This window comes from Gluconobacter sp. Dm-74 (genome assembly GCF_018256135.1).
Classification (GTDB): domain Bacteria; phylum Pseudomonadota; class Alphaproteobacteria; order Acetobacterales; family Acetobacteraceae; genus Gluconobacter; species Gluconobacter cadivus.
On record NZ_JAERLX010000003.1, the window covers coordinates 158,412 to 176,008 of the forward strand.

Here is a 17,597-nt window from a genome sequence, read left to right on the forward strand (position 1 = left end):
AATGGGAGAAACGGACACCATGCCGTCCCCCGACTGGAGCCTGAGCCTTCATGCCTCGATCCACGAGATCGGGGCCGAAGCCTGGGACGCCTGTGCGGGAGCGGAGAATCCGTTCGTCTCCTTCGGTTTTCTGTCCGCCCTTGAAGACAGCGGTTCCGTCGCGGACCGCTCGGGCTGGCTGGTCCGTCATGCCGCTTTGCGCGCGCCGGACGGCTCCATCGCAGCCCTCGCCCCGCTTTATGGAAAATCCCATTCCTGGGGCGAGTATGTTTTCGACCAAAGCTGGGCCCGCGCCTATGAAGCCGCGGGCGGGCGTTATTATCCAAAATTCGTCTGCGCTGTTCCGTTTTCACCGGTTCCCGGACCCAGACTCCTGTTGCGTCCCGATCTGCCTGATCCGCAAGCCGTGGCGCAGGCTCTCGCCGCCGTGCTTATTCAGGCGACGGCGCAACTCGGCCTGTCCTCCCTGCACGCCAATTTCTGTGACGTGGCTTCGCTCGATGCCTTCACCGAGGCGGGTTATCTGCCGCGAACAGGCCTTCAGTATCACTGGCAGAATAACGGCTACACAACGTTCGATGATTTTCTGGCCGCGCTGTCGTCCCGCAAACGCAAGTCCATCCGCAAGGAACGCAGCGCCGCCCAGTCCTGTGGTTTGACCTTCAGCACGCTCCGCGGAAACGACATCACGCCGGAAGACTGGAGAGCATTCTACCGCTTCTACCAGTCCACGATCGACCGCAAATGGGGCAGCGCCTATCTGACGGAGCGCTTCTTTCCCATGCTGTCCGAACGCCTCGGAGACCGCGTGGTCCTGATGATGGCCCATCATGACGGAAAAGCTGTCGCCGGGGCCCTGAATTTTATGGGGGCGGATGCATTGTTCGGGCGGAACTGGGGCTGCGAGGGGGACTGGCCCTTCCTGCATTTCGAGCTGTGTTATTACCGCGCGATTGCTTTCGCCATCGAACACGGCCTCTCCCGCGTCGAAGCCGGGGCGCAGGGTGAACACAAGATCCAGCGCGGCTATCTCCCGAGCTTCACCCATTCCGCCCATGCCATTCTCGATCCCGGTCTGCGACAGGCGGTCGCCGCCTTCGTGGACGAGGAGCGGACGGTCCTGCAGGCACAGGCGACGGAACTGCTGACTCTTTCACCATATCGTCACAGCGAGTCGGGTTAAGGACGTTCGTTTAACGATTGGGAAAGCTTTGTGCCGTTACGCTGTGCTCCGAAATCGGGATTGACCGGAGCCTGTAACGCCCATGGAGAACAGTACCTATATCGCGCTTTCGCGCATGGATGCCCAGCAGCGCGCCATGTCTGTGGTTGCGGACAATATGTCGAACGCATCGACCGTGGGCTACAAACGCGAAAATGTCCTCTTCAGTGACTTCCTGTCCCATCAGCACGGCTCCAAACAGGCCGAAGGTGCGGATACGGAATCCTATACGCAGGACCGTGCGACATATCGGGACTTTCAGCAGGGCGACATGCAATCCACTGGCAATCCGCTGGATCTGGCGCTTGGAGGCGAAGGTTATTTTCAGGTCCGTACCGCCAATGGTGTGCGCTTGACCCGGGCAGGGCGGTTCGAGGAACAGCAGGACGGCGCCGTCGTTGATGAAAGCGGCAATGCCCTGCTGGACCGGGACGGACAGCCGATCGTTATTCCCCAGGCCGACCACCGCATCACCATTTCCGCCGATGGCGTGATCTCGACCGAAACGGGCGAACAGGGTCAGATCGGCATCGTGACGGCACAGGACGACAACAAACTTCAGGCCGAAGGCAGCAGGCTTCTGCGGACGGAGCAGCCCACAACCGCTGTGGAACGGCCCAATATCGTGCAGGGCATGGTGGAAGGCAGCAACGTCCAGATGATGACCGAAGTCACGAAAATGATGGAAATCCAGCGGAATTTCCAGTTCATGGCGCAGTTCGTAGATGCCGAAGCCACGCGCCAGAAAAACGCCATCGACAAGATCGTTCAGGTTTCGGCCTGATTATTTCCCCTGACGGGACAAGGATAATTTTCCATGCGCGCACTCGACATCGCCGGAACGGGCATGCAGGCCCAGCAGACCAACGTCGAAACGATTTCCAATAACATCGCGAACATGAGCACCACGGGATATAAACGCTCCCGCGCCGAGTTTCAGGATCTGATCTATCAGAATCTCCGTCGCGTGGGCGCAAGCTCTTCCGATACCGGGACGACTATTCCCGCCGGCGCACAGGTCGGCCTCGGTGTGAAGACGGCGGCGATCTATCGCATTAACGATCAGGGCAGTCTTGAGCAGACGAGCAACTCCCTTGATATGGCGGTTCAGGGGCGCGGTTATTTTCAGGTCCAGCTTCCTTCGGGACAGCTTGCCTATACCCGCGACGGCACGTTCTCGATGGACAATAACGGTTCTCTCGTGACCGCAGACGGCTATCTCATCAGCCCGACGATCACGATCCCCAACAATGCCCAGAGCATTTCGATTGATCAGTCCGGTCAGGTCAGTGTGCAGATCGCCGGGCAGAACAACACGACGCTTGTTGGCCAGCTTCAGCTTGGCATCTTCACCAACGAAAATGGTCTGGCTGCGATGGGGCAGAACCTGTTCACGCAGACGACGGCCTCTGGCGATGCCATGATGGGTAACCCTGAAGCCGTCGGCTACGGCAGCATCATGCAGGGTTATGTCGAAAACTCGAACGTCAATGTCGTGACCGAAATCACTGACCTCATTACGGCACAGCGCGCCTATGAAATGAACAGCAAGGTCATCACCGCATCTGATGACATGCTGAAAACCGTCACCAATCTGGGCGGCGCTTAAAAGATGAACCGCGCCCTGCTGACGGGTGGCATTCTGCTATTGGCAGGGTGCGGGGCATTTTCCTTTGTGTCGGCGGCGACGTTACGCACGACAGTCAATGTCGATCATCCACGTATGCGTTTGTCTGACTTGTTCGATGATCTAGGCAAGGGGCAGGACACCGAAATCGGAGATGCTCCGGCGCTTGGAGCCAGTTATGTGGTGGGTGGTCCGCAGTTGACGGCTATTGCCGCACAGTTCGGCGTGGACTGGCCGGATGCTTCGCCTCTGGTGTCTGTGACCGTAACCCACACGGCGCGGATGATTGCGGCAGATGATGTCCTGCCTGTTGTCCGCGAAGGACTTGAACTGCCCTCCGAGGCACGGGTGGAAGTGGCGCTGACGGGGTTCAAGCCCGTGGCAGTTCCGATGTCGGATCAGGGCGCACCCACCATTCTGCATATTGACCGTCCGCCGCATGGCAGCGAGCATTTTACGGCCCGGCTTGAGGTGCCTTCTGCCAAAGGCGGGCAGGGAACGGCTTTCAATGTGAGTGGCACGGCGACCATGGAAGTGCGTGCGGTGACCCTGCGTCACGCCATGCATCTGGGGCAGCCCATCCTGCCAGACGATGTCACCATGACGTTTGTCCGCGTCGGTCTGATTCCGGATGATGCGCTACAGGACCCTGAGGATGCGGTGGGGTTGGAGGCGCGTGGCGTGCTTGCCGCCGGTCAGGTTCTCAGTGTGTCGCAGCTCGCACATCCCCAGCTTGTCCATCGCGGCTCGCCTGTCGTGGCGACGTTTTCCGGTCAGAGCCTTCACCTGACGGTGTCTGGAACCGTTCTGGAAACAGGCGGGAAAGGCGATACCGTGCATGTTTACAATGCCAGCAGCCATATGGTTCTGACAGGGCGTGTTGTGGACCGGACGGAAGTGGAAGTCATTCCCGGCATCATGCCACTTTCCGCTGACAGCAGAACCCATCAGCAGACGACGGCTCTTCCGTCGCTCTGACGGGCAGCCGCCGCTGCCCGTCAGGACGGTTTTTTTACTGCGTCAGATAGGTGTCGAACCAGTGGATGGTCCGCTGTACGGCATCGTCCCAGGACTTTGGATCGCTCATACCGTGGCCCTGTCCCGGATAGATGACGAGCGAACTCGGCACATGCAGGGTCTGGAGCGCATGGAAAAATTCCTGACTCTGGGGCATCGGGCATTCTTCATCCGCAGAGCCGACGAAAATGAAGGTCGGAGTATGAGCCTGTCGGATATAGAGAATGGGTGAGGAATGGGCGTAGATGTCCGGGTCGTCGTAGACGGATTTTCCGAAGAAGGGCACCATCCAGCTATCGATGTTGTTTTCACCGTAATAGGACAACCAGTTTGAAATTCCGGCTCCGGCAACAGCGGCCCGGAAGCGGTTTGTCTGGGTGACGCTCCACATCGTCATGTAGCCGCCATAGGAAAATCCGGTCAGGCCCAGACGGTGGTCGTCGACAGGCGCGATTTTCTCAACCGCATCAATCCCGCGCAGGACGTCGCGCAGATCGCCATGTCCGAAATCCCGACGGTTTGCTGCGGTAAAGGCTTCGCCCTGTCCGTAGCTTCCCCGTGGGTTGGGCATGAAGACGTCATAACCCGCATTCAGAAGCGCCATCGCAAGCTTGCTGTTATCGCGGAAATAGCGCGGGTTGGAGGCGCTGGACGGTCCGCCATGAACATAGGCGATCATCGGGACCTTACCGTTCTTCTCCATGCCCGGCTTGCGCGTCAGGGGTTCCAGAAGCCAGCCCTGCACGGAATAGCCATCGCTTTTCCATGTCAGACTGCGCGCCTTGAGATGCGCCGGAAGGGCTGCATTGTCCTGATTGACGGGTTTCCATTGTCCAATGGGACCAGCGGCGATTTCCGGGGCCTTTTCAAAGCTCTGCCGGATAATGGCGGTGTGCTGCCCGGCACAGGACAGGCTTGGTTCGGAACGCCCGTTAGACAGCATCATGGTCTCTTCCCACAACGATCTCAATCCGCCTTGGAGGGACCAGATAACGCTGCGGTCTCCCTTGAGACCTGTTGCAATGAGGCCCGGTCCACACTCCCAGGAAAGGTCGGTGACGGTGGCCTTCAGCCCTGGTGTCAGATTGACGGGTTTCGCGCCAGCTTTGGTCAGATCCAGACTGTAAGCATCGCCGCCAATCGCTCCGTAGTCACTCATCAGGCCGCCGATGAAGGAGACCTGTTTTCCATCAGGAGAGACGCGCGGAAGGTTGAGCTGCTGTTCCTGAGGCGGGGTGTAAAGAACGGTGTCCGTCCCATTTGCGATGGCGTGGAGCTTTGCAATCCACCAATGATCGTCTCCGTTTCCCGGAGCAGCAGTGGCGACAAAGCCCTCGCCGTCCGGGCGCCAGTCATACTCATAAACATACAGATTGGCGGGCGACTGCCAGTTCAGATGGCCATTTTCGATCGTAGCGATCCGCTGTTCGTCGATCTGTGCATTGATTTCCCCGGTCGGGGCTGCGCCTGCCTCCATTGCGCCGGGCTGTCGATGGGCATTTTCGATCGCCAGAACGCCAAGCTGCCCTTTGGGTCCATAAGACAGGGACTGAAGGGTTCCCTTGAAGGTCAGGACCTGTGTTGCGTGGTGACCATCCTTGTCCGTCTGCCAGACAGACAGGGTTTTGACGGAAGGATCTTTCAGAACATAGGCCAGTGCCTGCCCGTCCCGACGCCAGGCGAACGCGCTTGCTTCACAGCCATGACACAGAGCCAGATTGCTGCGGGCTCCGGAGGGGAGGGTATACAGCACAGGCTGGGAAATGGTGCTTGTTGCAGGCTCCCCGACGGGTTCCTGCAATGACAGCAGTCGGCTTCCATCGGGAGAGATGGAGATATGGTCGAAAAGCTGAACAGGGGCGGCAAGGGCCATCGTGGGGAACAGCGCGGCCAGCAGGGCGACGCGACGATAAGGGATCATGGTTTTCAGGTCCGTCTGGCGGAAGGGGCGGAGGTATTATGGCGGCGCAGCAGCCCGAGCAGCCAGTGGCACAGGCGCTTCGTTCTCGTACCGATGGCATCCATCCAAAGATAGACGATTGGGGTGGTGTAAAGGGTCAGAAGCTGGCTGACGACCATGCCACCGAGAATGGAAACACCAAGCGGACGGCGCATTTCTGCCCCATAACCGTTGCTGATGATGAGCGGGACCGCCCCGAGTGCGGCGGCGAGGGATGTCATCAGGATGGGGCGGAAGCGGGTGATGGAGGCCTTGAAGATGGCATCTTTCGGGGAGAGTTTCTCGACACGTTCGGCATGGATGGCGAAGTCGATGACGAGAATGGCGTTTTTCTTGACGATGCCCGTCAGCAGGATGATGCCGATCATGGCGATGATGCTGAAGGACTCTCCCGCGATCCACAGCCCCAGAACTGCGCCGATGCCGGCAGAGGGCAGGGTGGAGAGGATCGTGATGGGATGGATCAGGCTCTCGTAAAGAATGCCCAGCACGATGTACATCACGGCAATGGCGGCAAGGAACGCTAGGGCGCCATTGATCATAAGCTTGCGCGTATCGCCGGCTGTTCCGGTGAAGTCGCCCAACACGCCATCGGGGGCGTGTGTGCTCTGCATGGTCTGTTTGATGAGCGCGACCGCATCGTTGTAGCTCACGCCCGTCGCCAGATCGAACGAGATGTTGGCGGAATAATAGTTGCCGCGATGGGTGATATCGAGCGGCTGCGGCTTCCACAGGATGGACGCGACGTTCATCAGCGGGATCATGGTTTCGATCGAAGATGAGACGGCGGAACCGCTGGAGGTATTGCCGGACAACTGGTTGGCCAGCGAGTTCTGGATGGAGGCCGTTGCGAGAGATGTGAAACTACTGGCGGAGGTGCTGGAGTCGCTGCGGGCGCGGATCAGGTTGGAGGCCACGCCACCCGCTGCTGTCCCTGCGGAAGTGGAAATCCAGACCTGATGAAGCGTCTCGGGGTCCATCCGGTATTTCGGCGCCAGCACCATGACCACGCGGTGCTCGGTCGTGGGCAGGTGGATCGTGGAGACGATGGCCTGACCATAGGAATCGTACAGGACGTTCTGGATTAACTGCGGGGTGACGCCATAGCGCGCTTCCGTATCGCGCTGGACGGTGATGTAAGCCGCGACGGATTGCCCCTCGGTCGTGGACGAAATATTGACCAGCTTTCCAGAGGCGCGCAGAGCGTTCAGCAGGATCGGGACATAACCGAACAGGTCCGAGACATTGTCTCCGCGCAGGACGTAGCGGTAGCTGCCGGTGTTCTTGGAACTGCTGCCGCCCTGACTGCTGCCGCCCACACTCCAGAACGAGACGTCCGCTCCGGGTTCGTTGGGCACACGTTTGCGGATGCGGTCCAGAATGGTTTCGGCGGAGACGCGTTCGTCCTTTTCCTTCAGATGGATATAAAGTTCGCCGCTGTTTTTATCGTCGCTAAAAATGGTGGTGGACGTGACATCGGGGTCCGTCTGGGCGATGGCGCCGATTTCCCGCAGACGCCGGTCGATTTCCTGAAAGGACATCGTGGGGTCGCCCTTGATGCGTCCCGCCAGCAGCGACATGTCCTGTGACGGGATGAATTCCTTGGGCATCAGCACGATGGAGCCGATCAGCACCACGAAGCTCAGCGGCAGCGTCATGCCCATCAGGACCGGGTGACGCAGACACCAGTGCATGGAGCGGCCATACTGCTTCAGCGTCCAGTCCAGCGAGGCTTCCGTGAGGAACGCGATAGAGCCGATCAAGCCTTTGCGGGGCTGATCGCCGTGGTCGATTTCCAGCATCCGCGCGCACATCATCGGCGTCAGCGTGAGGGAGAGCCACATGGAAATGACGATGGCGGAAATCATCGTCATGCAGAACTCGAACATGATCGAACCCGCTCCGCCCGGCAGAAACAGCAGCGGGATGAAGACTGCGACCAGAGAGGCGCTGATGGACAGGACCGTAAAACCGATCTCCGAAGAGCCGACCAGACTGGCCGTGTAACGGTCTTTTCCTTCCTCCATATGCCGGGCAATGTTTTCCAGCACGACAATGGCGTCATCGACCACGAAGCCGACCGCGATGGTCAGGGACATGAGCGACAGGACATCGAGCGTGAAGTTGAACGCTGCCATCGCCGCCAGTGTGCCGGAGAGTGCGATGGGGACCGTCACGGCCGGGATGAGCGTCGTGACGAATCTGCGGAAGAACAGCAGGATCACGAGTACGACCAGCACGACGGATAGGATCAGCGTCAGTCGTGCATCCGCCAGCGATGCCCGGATGGAGCGGGATGTATCGAGGCCCACGACCAGATTGACGTCCGCAGGCAGCGCATCACGCAGATGCGTCAGGTTGGCGTTGATGCCGTCCACGATGGCCACGGTATTGGCATGGGGCTGCGCGGTGACGACCAGTGTAACGGCACGGTGTCCGTTGATGTAGCTGGTCTGATAAACGTCCTGCACGCTGTCGGTGACGGTGGCGATGTCGCTCAGCCGGACGGGATAGAAGTCGTTGCGGTATGCGATGATCAGGTCCCGGTACTGGGCTGCGTTAACGGCCTGATCGTTGGTGGACAGCATCATCCGCTGGCCATTGCTGTCGATAAAGCCCTTGGGCGTGAAAGCATTGGCCGAGGCAAGAGCGGTGCGGATGTCTTCCAGACCGATGCCCCATTTATAGAGCGGGTTGGGATTGAGTTCGACGCGCACGGCGGGATTCGTCGATCCCACGACCTCCACACGCCCCACGCCCTTGACCTCGGCCAGCAGCGGCTTGATGCGGATATTGGCGATATCGTAGAGTTCCGCCTGTGTTTTCTGGTCTCCGGTCAGGCTCATCAGATAGACTGGGAAGCCGCCGCCATCCATTTTGAAAGCCTGCGGGTCGGCGTCCATGGTTCCAGTTGGCAGGTCAGCACGCGCGGCACGAAGGGCCGCCTGTGTGTCACGCAGGGCGCCGTCGATGTTCCGCGACGACGAGAACTCCAGAAAAATCTGGGCCTGTCCGGCACTGGTGTCGGATTCGATGCTTTCCAGATCCGCAATGGACCCGAGCCTGCGTTCCAGAGGCGTTGTGACGGAGGTTGCCATCTGTTGCGGGTCCGCGCCCGGCTGGGTTGCCACGACCATGATGGAGGTTGTGGTCATGTCCGGCATCGTGGCGACGGGCAGGAGCGGATAGCAGATCAGTCCAGCCATGAAGATGGCAATGGACATCAGTGTCGTCGCGACCGGGCGGTCTATGAACAGGCGGCAGAAATTCATGCGGTCAGTTTATCCACAAAACCGCGTTTCAGGTCATTACTGATAGGACACAAAATGTCAGTTCTTCAGTGTGCGGGCCGTCAGAAGTCCGGCATGCCTGCCGGTTTGGCGGAGGGTTGGGTGACGTAATAGCGTTCTGCCAGACGGGGGGGCAGCAGATCCATCAGCCGGGAGCCGATGACCAGCCATGCCGGAAAGATTACCCGGCGCGTCTGGCGCAGCGTTCCGCGCAGGATCCGGCGCACGGCCTCTTCCGTGGACACCAGACCCGGCATGGCAAAGCGGTTCTGCTTCACCATGGCCGTATCCACAAATCCGCAGCACACGCTGGTCAGGCTGATGCCGAAATTACCCAGCCGGGCCGCATTGGCCACGATGAAACGGTCCAGCGCAGCCTTGGATGCGGAATAGGCCGGCGTGCCGGGGTAACACACGAACCCCGCGACAGACGCCATCACGCAGATCCGCCCCCGCAGATTTTCGTCGTTTCGCTCTTGGCCGCGCATAGCCGCGACGACTGGAAAGAACGTGTTGAGCGTTCCAGTCAGGTTGATGTCGAGCATGTCGCGGACGCGCTCTTCACGCTCCAGAAGCAGACCATCGGTGTCGGTATGCGGCAGTCCGCCCGTGATGCCCGCACAGAGAAACGCCATATCGAGCCGATCTGCGGAAGCGGCGGCGACCCACTCCGCCATGCCCTGCCGATCGCGCGTGTCCAGCACGGCCGGAACCGCTCTGGCTCCCTGCCCCTCACAGTGTCGGGCTGTTTCCATCAGGCCATCTTCAGCGTGATCGCACAGATGCAGGGAAACGCCTGGCCGGGCCAGTTTCAGGGCAAGACCGCGTCCGATCCCGGATGCGGCCCCTGTAATCAGGATATTCATGGGGCCGATTTTAACAGAGTGTTTCCGCGAAGTGACCCCCGAAGGAGCGAAAACATCTCTTCTCCGTCAGGTTACTTCGCGGAGTTACAGTCCGAACGGGGTTTGGTGCCCGCAAGAAGCTGCCCGGCGAAGCTATGGGCTTCCGTAATCATGGCGGCAAGTGTGCCGTTATGGCTGGCGTCATGAATCCGGTGCGTCACGGGCGTTCCTGCGGCACAGAGACGCGCGACGAGGCGTTTCTGCTGGCTTGTGGAGGTGTGCAGATCCTGCGCGCCGGATTCGATCAGAACAGGCGACGGGAGGGAAAAGCCCGGATATTTCGCCCAGTCAAATGCCGGGGCCAGCACGCGGCCCGCTTCGGGTTCGAGCAGGGTTGCTGGCGTCAGGCCGGAGCGTTTGGCGATCGGGAAGAAGTCCGAAGCGCACATGGAGCCCGCATCATGCAAAAGGCGCTGGCCCCGCGGCGTGAAGGCCTCGTTGATGTCGGTGGACGGATCGGCCTCGACCAGCGACTGCCCGAGCGTCAGAAGTTCAGGCACGGCGGGGGAGAAGCTGTGCGGATTGGCGGGATGCAGAAGTTCCTGCGCCGCCTGTTCGTCCAGATAGGGTGGGGCGGCGGCGATCGTGCCTAGAATATGCAGATGCGGCGCATAGGTCGAGGCCATGGCCGCCGCCGCCAAAGCCGCCTGCCCACCCTGTGCATGGCCGTTCAGCACCACATTGTCCGACAGATCTGGAAGGCGTTCGCGGGCCGCGCGCACGGAATCCAGCACGCTCATGCCTTCCGAACGCGCATTCAACAGCAGCGGTGCGCCCGGCTCGCCCATGCCGGGATAGTCGGTCGCGACGATCGCAAAGCCCTGACGCAGCCATCCGTCATAGAAACGGGCCTGAACGATGCCGATTCCCATCACGGACGGCGCGCAGGTCAGGTGCAGGCCGCTCTCTCCATGCGCCCAGGCGAGAACAGGCCAGCCCCCCGCCGGAGCCGGACCGCGCGGGACCAGAACCTGCGCCGAAACGCGGACGAGCTGATGCGGGTTACGCGCATCCGTGCTGCGATAGGTCAGGCGATAGACGGAAGCCGGTTCATGGGACGGCACGGAATCCAGCCGGATCGCCTGCCCCGCCGAGACGGGCGCGCTGACGGACCAGTTGTCGCCGTCGTCATCCGAGGAGCAGCCGGACAGGGCGGCTCCGGCTGTCAGAAGCATGACGAGCGACGTCAGGGTGGTCAGCGGTTTATGGCGAAAAGAGCGGTACGGCATGGGCGGTCTGTCTCCGACAAGAAGCGTCTCTCATAGCAGTGCTCCGCGTCCTGTGGGAGCGGCCATATCCGGCGTTGCGTTTGGGGCCGGACTTGGAGAGCCGCCCATCCGGCGCTACAGAGAAGACCATTGACGCGCCGGTCCGACATGATCGGATCTGATACAACGAGGATAGCCATGACCGACACCATTCCCGATCGTCTCTCCGCCAGCCCTGACAGCCCGTATTACAACGAAGAGTTGCTGTCGCGCGGCATCGGTGTCCGCTTCAAGGGCGAAGAGCGCACTACCGTCGAGGAATACTGCATCAGCGAAGGCTGGGTGCGTCTGGCCGTCGGCAAAGCCATGGACCGTCGTGGCCGTCCGATGACGATCAAGGTCACGGGGCCGGTCGAGGTCTGGATCAAGGATTCCGAAGAAGACGCATGATGACACAGGCCAGCTCCACCGGGACCGCACCCCGCCGCATCGTTATCGACACCGATCCGGGTCAGGACGATGCCGTGGCCATCCTGCTGGCGCTGGCCTCGCCGGAACTGGCGGTCGAGGCCATCACGACCGTTGCTGGCAATGTACCCGTCGCCCTGACGACGAAAAATGCCTGCGCCCTGCTCGAACTGACGGGCCGGACCGATATTCCGGTGTTCGCGGGCGCGGCGCGTCCGCTGCATCGCGCGCCCATCAGCGCCGAGCATGTACACGGCGAAACGGGCATGGCGGGCGCCAATCTGCCCGAGCCGACGCTGCGTCCGCAGGCGATTGATGCCGCAACCTATCTCATGGACCTGCTGCGTCGTGAGCCCGAGGGCACGATCACGCTGGTCTGCCTGGGCCCGATGACGAATCTGGCGCTGGCCCTGACTCATGCACCGGACATCGCGTCCCGGATCGCGGGGATCGTGGCCATGGGCGGTTCCCAGCGCGAGGGCGGCAACATCACGCCGACCGCTGAATTTAACTTCTTCGTGGACCCTCATGCCGCCCGCATCGTCATGCGTTCCGGCATCCCCATCACGCTTCTGCCGCTGGATGTGACGCATCGCGCCATCGCCACACCGGCCCGCCTGAAGCCGATTGCGGCGGTTGGCTCGCCCGTGACGGACATGGTCGTGCGGATGCTGGGGGCGGAAGACCGGTTCGAGAAGCAGAAATATGGCTGGGAGGGCGGTGCGCTGCACGATCCGCTCACTATCGGCTTCCTGTTGTGGCCGCAGCTTTTTGCAGGGCTGCGCTGCAATGTGGAGATCGAGGTCGACGCGCCGCTATGCGTGGGTCAGAGTGTTGTGGATCTGTGGAACGTAACCAATCGCGTTCCGAACGCGTTATGGATCAATGACGTTGATGCAGACGCCTTCTATTCCCTGCTGACGGAAAGACTTGCCCTTCTGGACTAACGTCTTTGCCGTCACATCATGACGTTGGAGGACCCGAACATGGCAGACCCGACACATCAGGATCGTTTCTCAGTCGTCATCGTCGGCGGTGGTGCCGCTGGCATCACCATCGCAGCCCAGCTCAGACGCGAACGCGCCAACCTCTCGATCGCCATTATCGAGCCGTCCACGACCCATGCCTATCAGCCCGGCTGGACGCTGGTGGGGGCTGGTGTGATGACGCTTCCCGACACCTTACGGCAGGAAGGCGGACTGATCCCGCGCAATGTCGAATGGTTGCGGGACAGCGTTGAGAGCTTCCAGCCCGAAGCCAATACCGTGACACTGAAAGGCGGCCGCGTTGTCGAATATCGCCGTCTGATTGTCTGCCCCGGTCTTCAGCTTGACTGGGACAAGATCGAAGGCCTGTCCGAGACGCTGGGCCGCAATGGCGTGACGTCCAACTATTCGCGCGAAACGGTCGCCTATACATGGGAATGCATCCGGCATCTCGATGGTGGAAAGGCGCTGTTCACGCAGCCGCCCATGCCTATCAAATGTGCGGGCGCACCCCAGAAAATCGTCTATCTGGCCTGCGATCACTGGCGCCGCGAAGGTTCGCTCCACCGCACCGATGTCGATTTCTCGATGGCGGGCAATGCGCTGTTCGGCGTGCCCTATTACGTCCCGTCGCTCCAGCGCCAGATCGACTATTACGGTGTGAACTTGCACAAGCAGGAAAACCTGATCAAGGTGGATGGCGAGAAGCGCGAGGCCACGTTCCAGATCGTCGGGACGGACGAGACCGTCGTGCGGCCATTCGACATGCTCCATGTCGTGCCGCCGCAGAGTGCTCCGGATTTCATCAAGGCAAGCCCGCTGGCCAATGAAGCCGGGTGGCTGGACGTCGATCCGGCCAGCCTGCGTCATAAGACTTATGACAATATTTTCGGTGCCGGAGACGTTCTGGGCACCAGCAACGCCAAGACCGCCGCGGCTGCCCGCGAACAGGCTCCAGTCGTTGTGGAAAACCTGCTCGCCTCGCTTGATGGCCGCCCGCAGACGGGTAGCTATGATGGCTATGGCGCCTGCCCGCTGACCGTGTCTTATGGGAAGGTCGTGCTGGCCGAGTTCCTGTATGGCGGCAAGGTCGCGCCGAGTTTCCCGTATGACCAGCGCAAACCCAGCCGTTTCGCATGGTTCCTCAAGACGGAAGTCTTTCCGAAACTCTACTGGTACGGAATGCTCAGGGGCTACAACATCAAGGTCAAGCATACGCCCAAAGAAACGAGTTGAGTCTCTTTGGATCACTGAGCATTGCAACGGGGCGGATCAAAATCCGCCCCTTTTTTTATGTTCGTCTCGGGCTGCGGGCAAAAAAAGGGGGGCCGAAGCCCCCCTTTTTCCAGTTTTCCCTCTGATCGCAGGATCAGAAATGAACGCCGAGGTTCATCTGGAACGAACGGCCAATGATCGCATCATAGTAGCGATTCAGGCTGACCGTACCGGGATATTTCGGCAGCGCATTGGTGATGTTGTTCACCATGAAGTTGGCGCTGAAGTTCTTGGTGATGTCGTAGCCCAGCGTCAGGTTGAAGTAAGTCCAGGAAGGACGGTTGTTAGCAGCATAATAGTTAGACGGAACCTGAACGGCATATTTTGTTGGACCATACCAGATCGTCTGCCACTGAACCGAGAGCGGGCCGCGAATGTAGTTGGCATTCAGCGTGAAGCTGTCGTTTGGTGCACTCGTTGTACCAGACAGAAGATAGCTGCTGCCCAGATACGACTGTTGGCTCTTTAGGTAGTGGACATATGTGCCTGTGAGGCCAACAGAACCAGCAGAAGCAGGCAGGCCAACACGCGTGAGGGATGTGTTGTATTCGAGATGGGCCTGAAGGGCCTGCGTCTCATAGTTGGCAATATTGTAGTAGCCGACTTGGTAGTTTTCAAGCTGATGTGTTGATGAATTACGCTGGAACAGATTGCAATAAGCGTTGCTCGGACCATAGGACGTCGAGTCATAGCACGCGTCCATGACATCTTCCGCGCCAAGATACGTGATCGCATTATTGATTTTTACATCCACGAAAGAGCCGGTGAAGTCAAAGCCGCGGATAAAGTGCGGGCGAAGTTCCAGGCTGCCTGTATAGCTGGTTGAGACTTCGTTCTTCAGCTTGTTGTTGCCGCCAGCCGTGCCTGTGATGGAGAAGTTATTAAAGTCGGATTCAAAAGGCTGGCTGATTCCGGCCTTTGCGCAGTTTGCTGCACGGATGGCAGGATTTGGGCCAGCGCCGATCCCCGCTGTCGAGCAGGGGTCGGTACCATACTCATAGTCTGTGCTCCGGGGCGCGAATAGTTCGGTCACAGATGGGTTACGCACGGAGCGTGCATAGTTGCCGCTCAGGCCGAAGTCCTGTGTCGGCCACCATGCTCCACCGAACATGTACGTCCAGTAGCCGCCGGTCATGCTGTTGTTGATGTAACGGCCGTTCGCTGTGGCGGACAGGCTGTAGGCGCCGGGGACATGCATGCTGGGAGAGATCAGAGGAACGTCAAGTTCACCGAAAACTTCATGCGTGTGATATGCGCCACCGGTGGGAGGAAGTGAGGTTGCGTTGCCGTATTGCAGATACGAACCGTCGCTCTGTAGCCACCCGCGGGAGAACGCATCGGGAGTGAAGCGATAACCCTCACGACGATGTTCATAACCGATATCCCATTTCACGTCGCCTGCGGGGAGCCGCATGACTGTGCTGGAAATTTCGCCCTGAATATCACGCTGTGCGTTGGCATTTTTCTGATGGGCATCTGCCGTTATGTAATTCACGGCTGCTGGCGAAGACTGACCCGTACCGAAAGGATTGAACGGTGCGCAGGTAGCACTGCGAGTCTTTACAGGTGCGTTGGTGTAGCCGGGGGAGCAGATGATGTTACCGTTCGCATCCGTTGTGGAATTAACCGCATTGATGAGGTTCTGTGCTACGATGGACGGTGCCCATGTATCGTTCAGGTAGCGGCTGTATTCGCCCTGGACTTTCCAGTTGAAGTGACGACCGACGGCGTCGAAGTCACCATTCAGGCCGCCCTGGAAGCGGAACATCTGCATCGTTGTTTGGAACATCCCGCCGTCGAGATCCTGATTCAGACGCGACATATAGAATGTGTCGGTCGGCAGACCTTTGGCGGCAAGTGCGTTCTTGATCGTTGTCTGTTCAGCAGATGTCAGAAACGGATTGTTCGTGCTGAGCTGGTAAGCACCTGTTACGGCACCATCGTTGTGATAATTCTCCAGAGTCAGTGGCTCATTGAATGATGGCGTGCTCCAGGTGCCCTGTGCGACCTCACTGGACGCTGTTCCGCGAGCGTACCAGCCTTGCCACGTTGCATGAATATGATCGGTGATATCGTAATGACCGAGCAGTGTCAGGTTGAGCTTGTTGGTCGGGGTGAAGAGCTGGCCGTAGTCCTGAAGGGCAGTTCCGTTACCCCCTACCACAGTTGTTGAGCTTTTTGTTGCGTAGTTCCACGTGACAGGAACGAGAGACTGCCCGTTCCGGCTGAACATCAGTGGCTGACCTGCGGCATTCGAAATGCCATCCACAACTTTGCCATACGAGATGGGAACACTTTCGCCCGTCAGTTGTGGAATACCGGTTACGGTAGCAGTGATGTTGCGGGAAGCCTTGTCGAAATTATAGATATAGGGAGAGTTTGTGCTGCCGTACGGTGCGCGGACATAGCCGATCCGGTCACGACCGGTCAGGTTGATACGGTCATTGTCCAGCATACCGCCCTGATTGCGGTATTCAACGTCAAAGACCATGCCTCCCTTGCCGTGATCGAAATCATGGCCGACTTTGAAGGTAATTTTTTCGCCGGGGGCGTCGAGCTTCTGGCTCCAGTTGCCCTGAGCATTGAAGTCCACACCCGTGAAGTGATCATCAAGCTGGTAGTTAACCACACCGGCAACGGCGTCCGCGCCATAAGCAGCGCCAGCGCCACCAAGCTTGGTGTCCACACCCTTTAGAAGAGAGGTCGGAACGGCGCTGACGTCGACCTGGGAGCCCGAGCCCGCGCCGTACAGAGAGGCCGTCGAGCCACCTACCATGCGCATACCATCGATTAGCGTCAGGGTCCGGTCACTGCCCAAGTTGAGCAGGGAGGTGAAGGACTGACCGGCGCCGAAGCTGCCTTGGGCACCGATTGGCGTATTGTCGCCGACGCCGAAAGCCGGGTTTTCACGCATCAGCGCGATGCCGATATCGGTGTATCCGCGCTTCTTGATCTGGTCTGCAGACAGTGACGTACCAGCCATGACGTTTGTCAGACGCGTCTGCGACAGACGCGTGCCAGTGACCGTAACCGTTTCAGAAACCTTCAGATTTTCAGCTTCAGCAGACGCTTCGGCGTCTCGCATGACCTTACTGTTGGTGCTGGTTGCTGCTGTTGCCGTGACTGGAGCGACGACCGGAGCTGCCGCCGTTGGGGCGGTCGTTGCGGTAGCGGTTTTTGTATGTGCCTTTTTCTTGGTAGCACTCTTATGAACGGCAGCATGTTTTGTAGGGGCTGTCGTTGTGGTCTGTGCATGAGCGCTGATGCTGGGCAGAACGCTGTAGGAAATGCCGGCCATCAGGAACATCCGGACGACTGTCCGGGGCGCAGGTGTGCGTCTTTTGAGTGAATGTTGCACAGAGGTGGTCATCGCGGCCGTTGTCCCTTCTCGATAAGGTCGCATGAAATTTTTGTATCTCTGGCGACATGTTCATCGAAAATCGAAACGGTGTGCAATGCTTCTGCTACGAAAATGCAACATGCTTGACACATGTCATGAAAGGCGTTGCGCTTATGTCACATTTTTGTATTCCAGAGTTTTATTTCAAATAAATTCAGAAAGAATAAAATAAATATAAATATAAAAACTAAATATAAAAACCAATATGATTTAAATAAATATAAAAACTAAATGATATT

The 17,597-nt window shown here is 59.1% G+C and carries 12 protein-coding genes; 7 read left to right on the forward strand and 5 right to left on the reverse strand.

Annotated elements, in window-relative coordinates:
- Window position 1: 1 nt before the first annotated feature.
- From JK208_RS06250 to flgA, 4 genes are all read left to right on the forward strand, one after another.
- Window positions 2-1,183, forward strand: a complete 1,182-nt coding sequence (locus tag JK208_RS06250; RefSeq protein ID WP_211574973.1) for a GNAT family N-acetyltransferase — start codon at window positions 2-4, stop codon at window positions 1,181-1,183.
- 82 nt (window positions 1,184-1,265) lie between these two features.
- Window positions 1,266-2,006, forward strand: coding sequence for a flagellar basal-body rod protein FlgF (gene flgF / locus JK208_RS06255; RefSeq protein WP_211574975.1), 741 nt, complete (start codon window positions 1,266-1,268; stop codon window positions 2,004-2,006).
- Window positions 2,007-2,039: 33 nt separating this feature from the next.
- The gene (gene flgG / locus JK208_RS06260) at window positions 2,040-2,831 is read left to right on the forward strand and encodes a flagellar basal-body rod protein FlgG (protein ID WP_194261072.1); all 792 of its coding nucleotides are present in this window, start codon (window positions 2,040-2,042) and stop codon (window positions 2,829-2,831) included.
- A gap of 3 nt (window positions 2,832-2,834) precedes the next feature.
- Entirely contained in the window at window positions 2,835-3,827 is a 993-nt protein-coding gene (gene flgA / locus JK208_RS06265; RefSeq protein WP_211574976.1) for a flagellar basal body P-ring formation chaperone FlgA, read from the forward strand.
- A gap of 34 nt (window positions 3,828-3,861) precedes the next feature.
- Here the strand turns inward: flgA and JK208_RS06270 are convergent, their stop codons facing one another.
- The 4 genes from JK208_RS06270 to JK208_RS06285 all read right to left on the reverse strand — a co-directional run bounded on the left by JK208_RS06270 (window position 3,862) and on the right by JK208_RS06285 (window position 11,250).
- Window positions 3,862-5,787: a S9 family peptidase gene (locus JK208_RS06270; protein WP_211574978.1), complete on the reverse strand. Its 1,926-nt coding sequence runs from the start codon at window positions 5,785-5,787 to the stop codon at window positions 3,862-3,864.
- 5 nt (window positions 5,788-5,792) lie between these two features.
- Entirely contained in the window at window positions 5,793-9,098 is a 3,306-nt protein-coding gene (locus JK208_RS06275; RefSeq protein WP_211574980.1) for an efflux RND transporter permease subunit, read from the reverse strand.
- A gap of 80 nt (window positions 9,099-9,178) precedes the next feature.
- Window positions 9,179-9,982, reverse strand: a complete 804-nt coding sequence (locus JK208_RS06280) for an SDR family oxidoreductase (protein ID WP_211574987.1) — start codon at window positions 9,980-9,982, stop codon at window positions 9,179-9,181.
- Between the two features lie 71 nt (window positions 9,983-10,053).
- Complete coding sequence (locus JK208_RS06285; RefSeq protein ID WP_211574989.1) at window positions 10,054-11,250, reverse strand: lipase family protein; 1,197 nt, start codon at window positions 11,248-11,250, stop codon at window positions 10,054-10,056.
- A 177-nt stretch (window positions 11,251-11,427) separates the two neighbouring features.
- Here JK208_RS06285 and JK208_RS06290 point away from each other — a divergent pair, with 177 nt between their 5' ends.
- From JK208_RS06290 to JK208_RS06300, 3 genes are read left to right on the forward strand one after another with little or no spacing between them, the layout of a single operon-like run.
- Window positions 11,428-11,679 (forward strand): DUF3297 family protein, encoded by a 252-nt coding sequence (locus tag JK208_RS06290; protein WP_099285842.1) that lies wholly within the window; start codon window positions 11,428-11,430, stop codon window positions 11,677-11,679.
- On the forward strand, window positions 11,676-12,644 hold the full coding sequence (locus JK208_RS06295) for a nucleoside hydrolase (RefSeq protein ID WP_211574991.1): 969 nt from the start codon (window positions 11,676-11,678) through the stop codon (window positions 12,642-12,644). Before JK208_RS06290 ends, JK208_RS06295 begins: the two co-directional genes overlap by 4 nt.
- A gap of 39 nt (window positions 12,645-12,683) precedes the next feature.
- The gene (locus JK208_RS06300) at window positions 12,684-13,919 is read left to right on the forward strand and encodes an FAD/NAD(P)-binding oxidoreductase (RefSeq protein ID WP_211574992.1); all 1,236 of its coding nucleotides are present in this window, start codon (window positions 12,684-12,686) and stop codon (window positions 13,917-13,919) included.
- A gap of 133 nt (window positions 13,920-14,052) precedes the next feature.
- Here the strand turns inward: JK208_RS06300 and JK208_RS06305 are convergent, their stop codons facing one another.
- Window positions 14,053-17,256, reverse strand: coding sequence for a TonB-dependent receptor domain-containing protein (locus JK208_RS06305; protein ID WP_249194528.1), 3,204 nt, complete (start codon window positions 17,254-17,256; stop codon window positions 14,053-14,055).
- Window positions 17,257-17,597 lie beyond the last annotated feature (341 nt).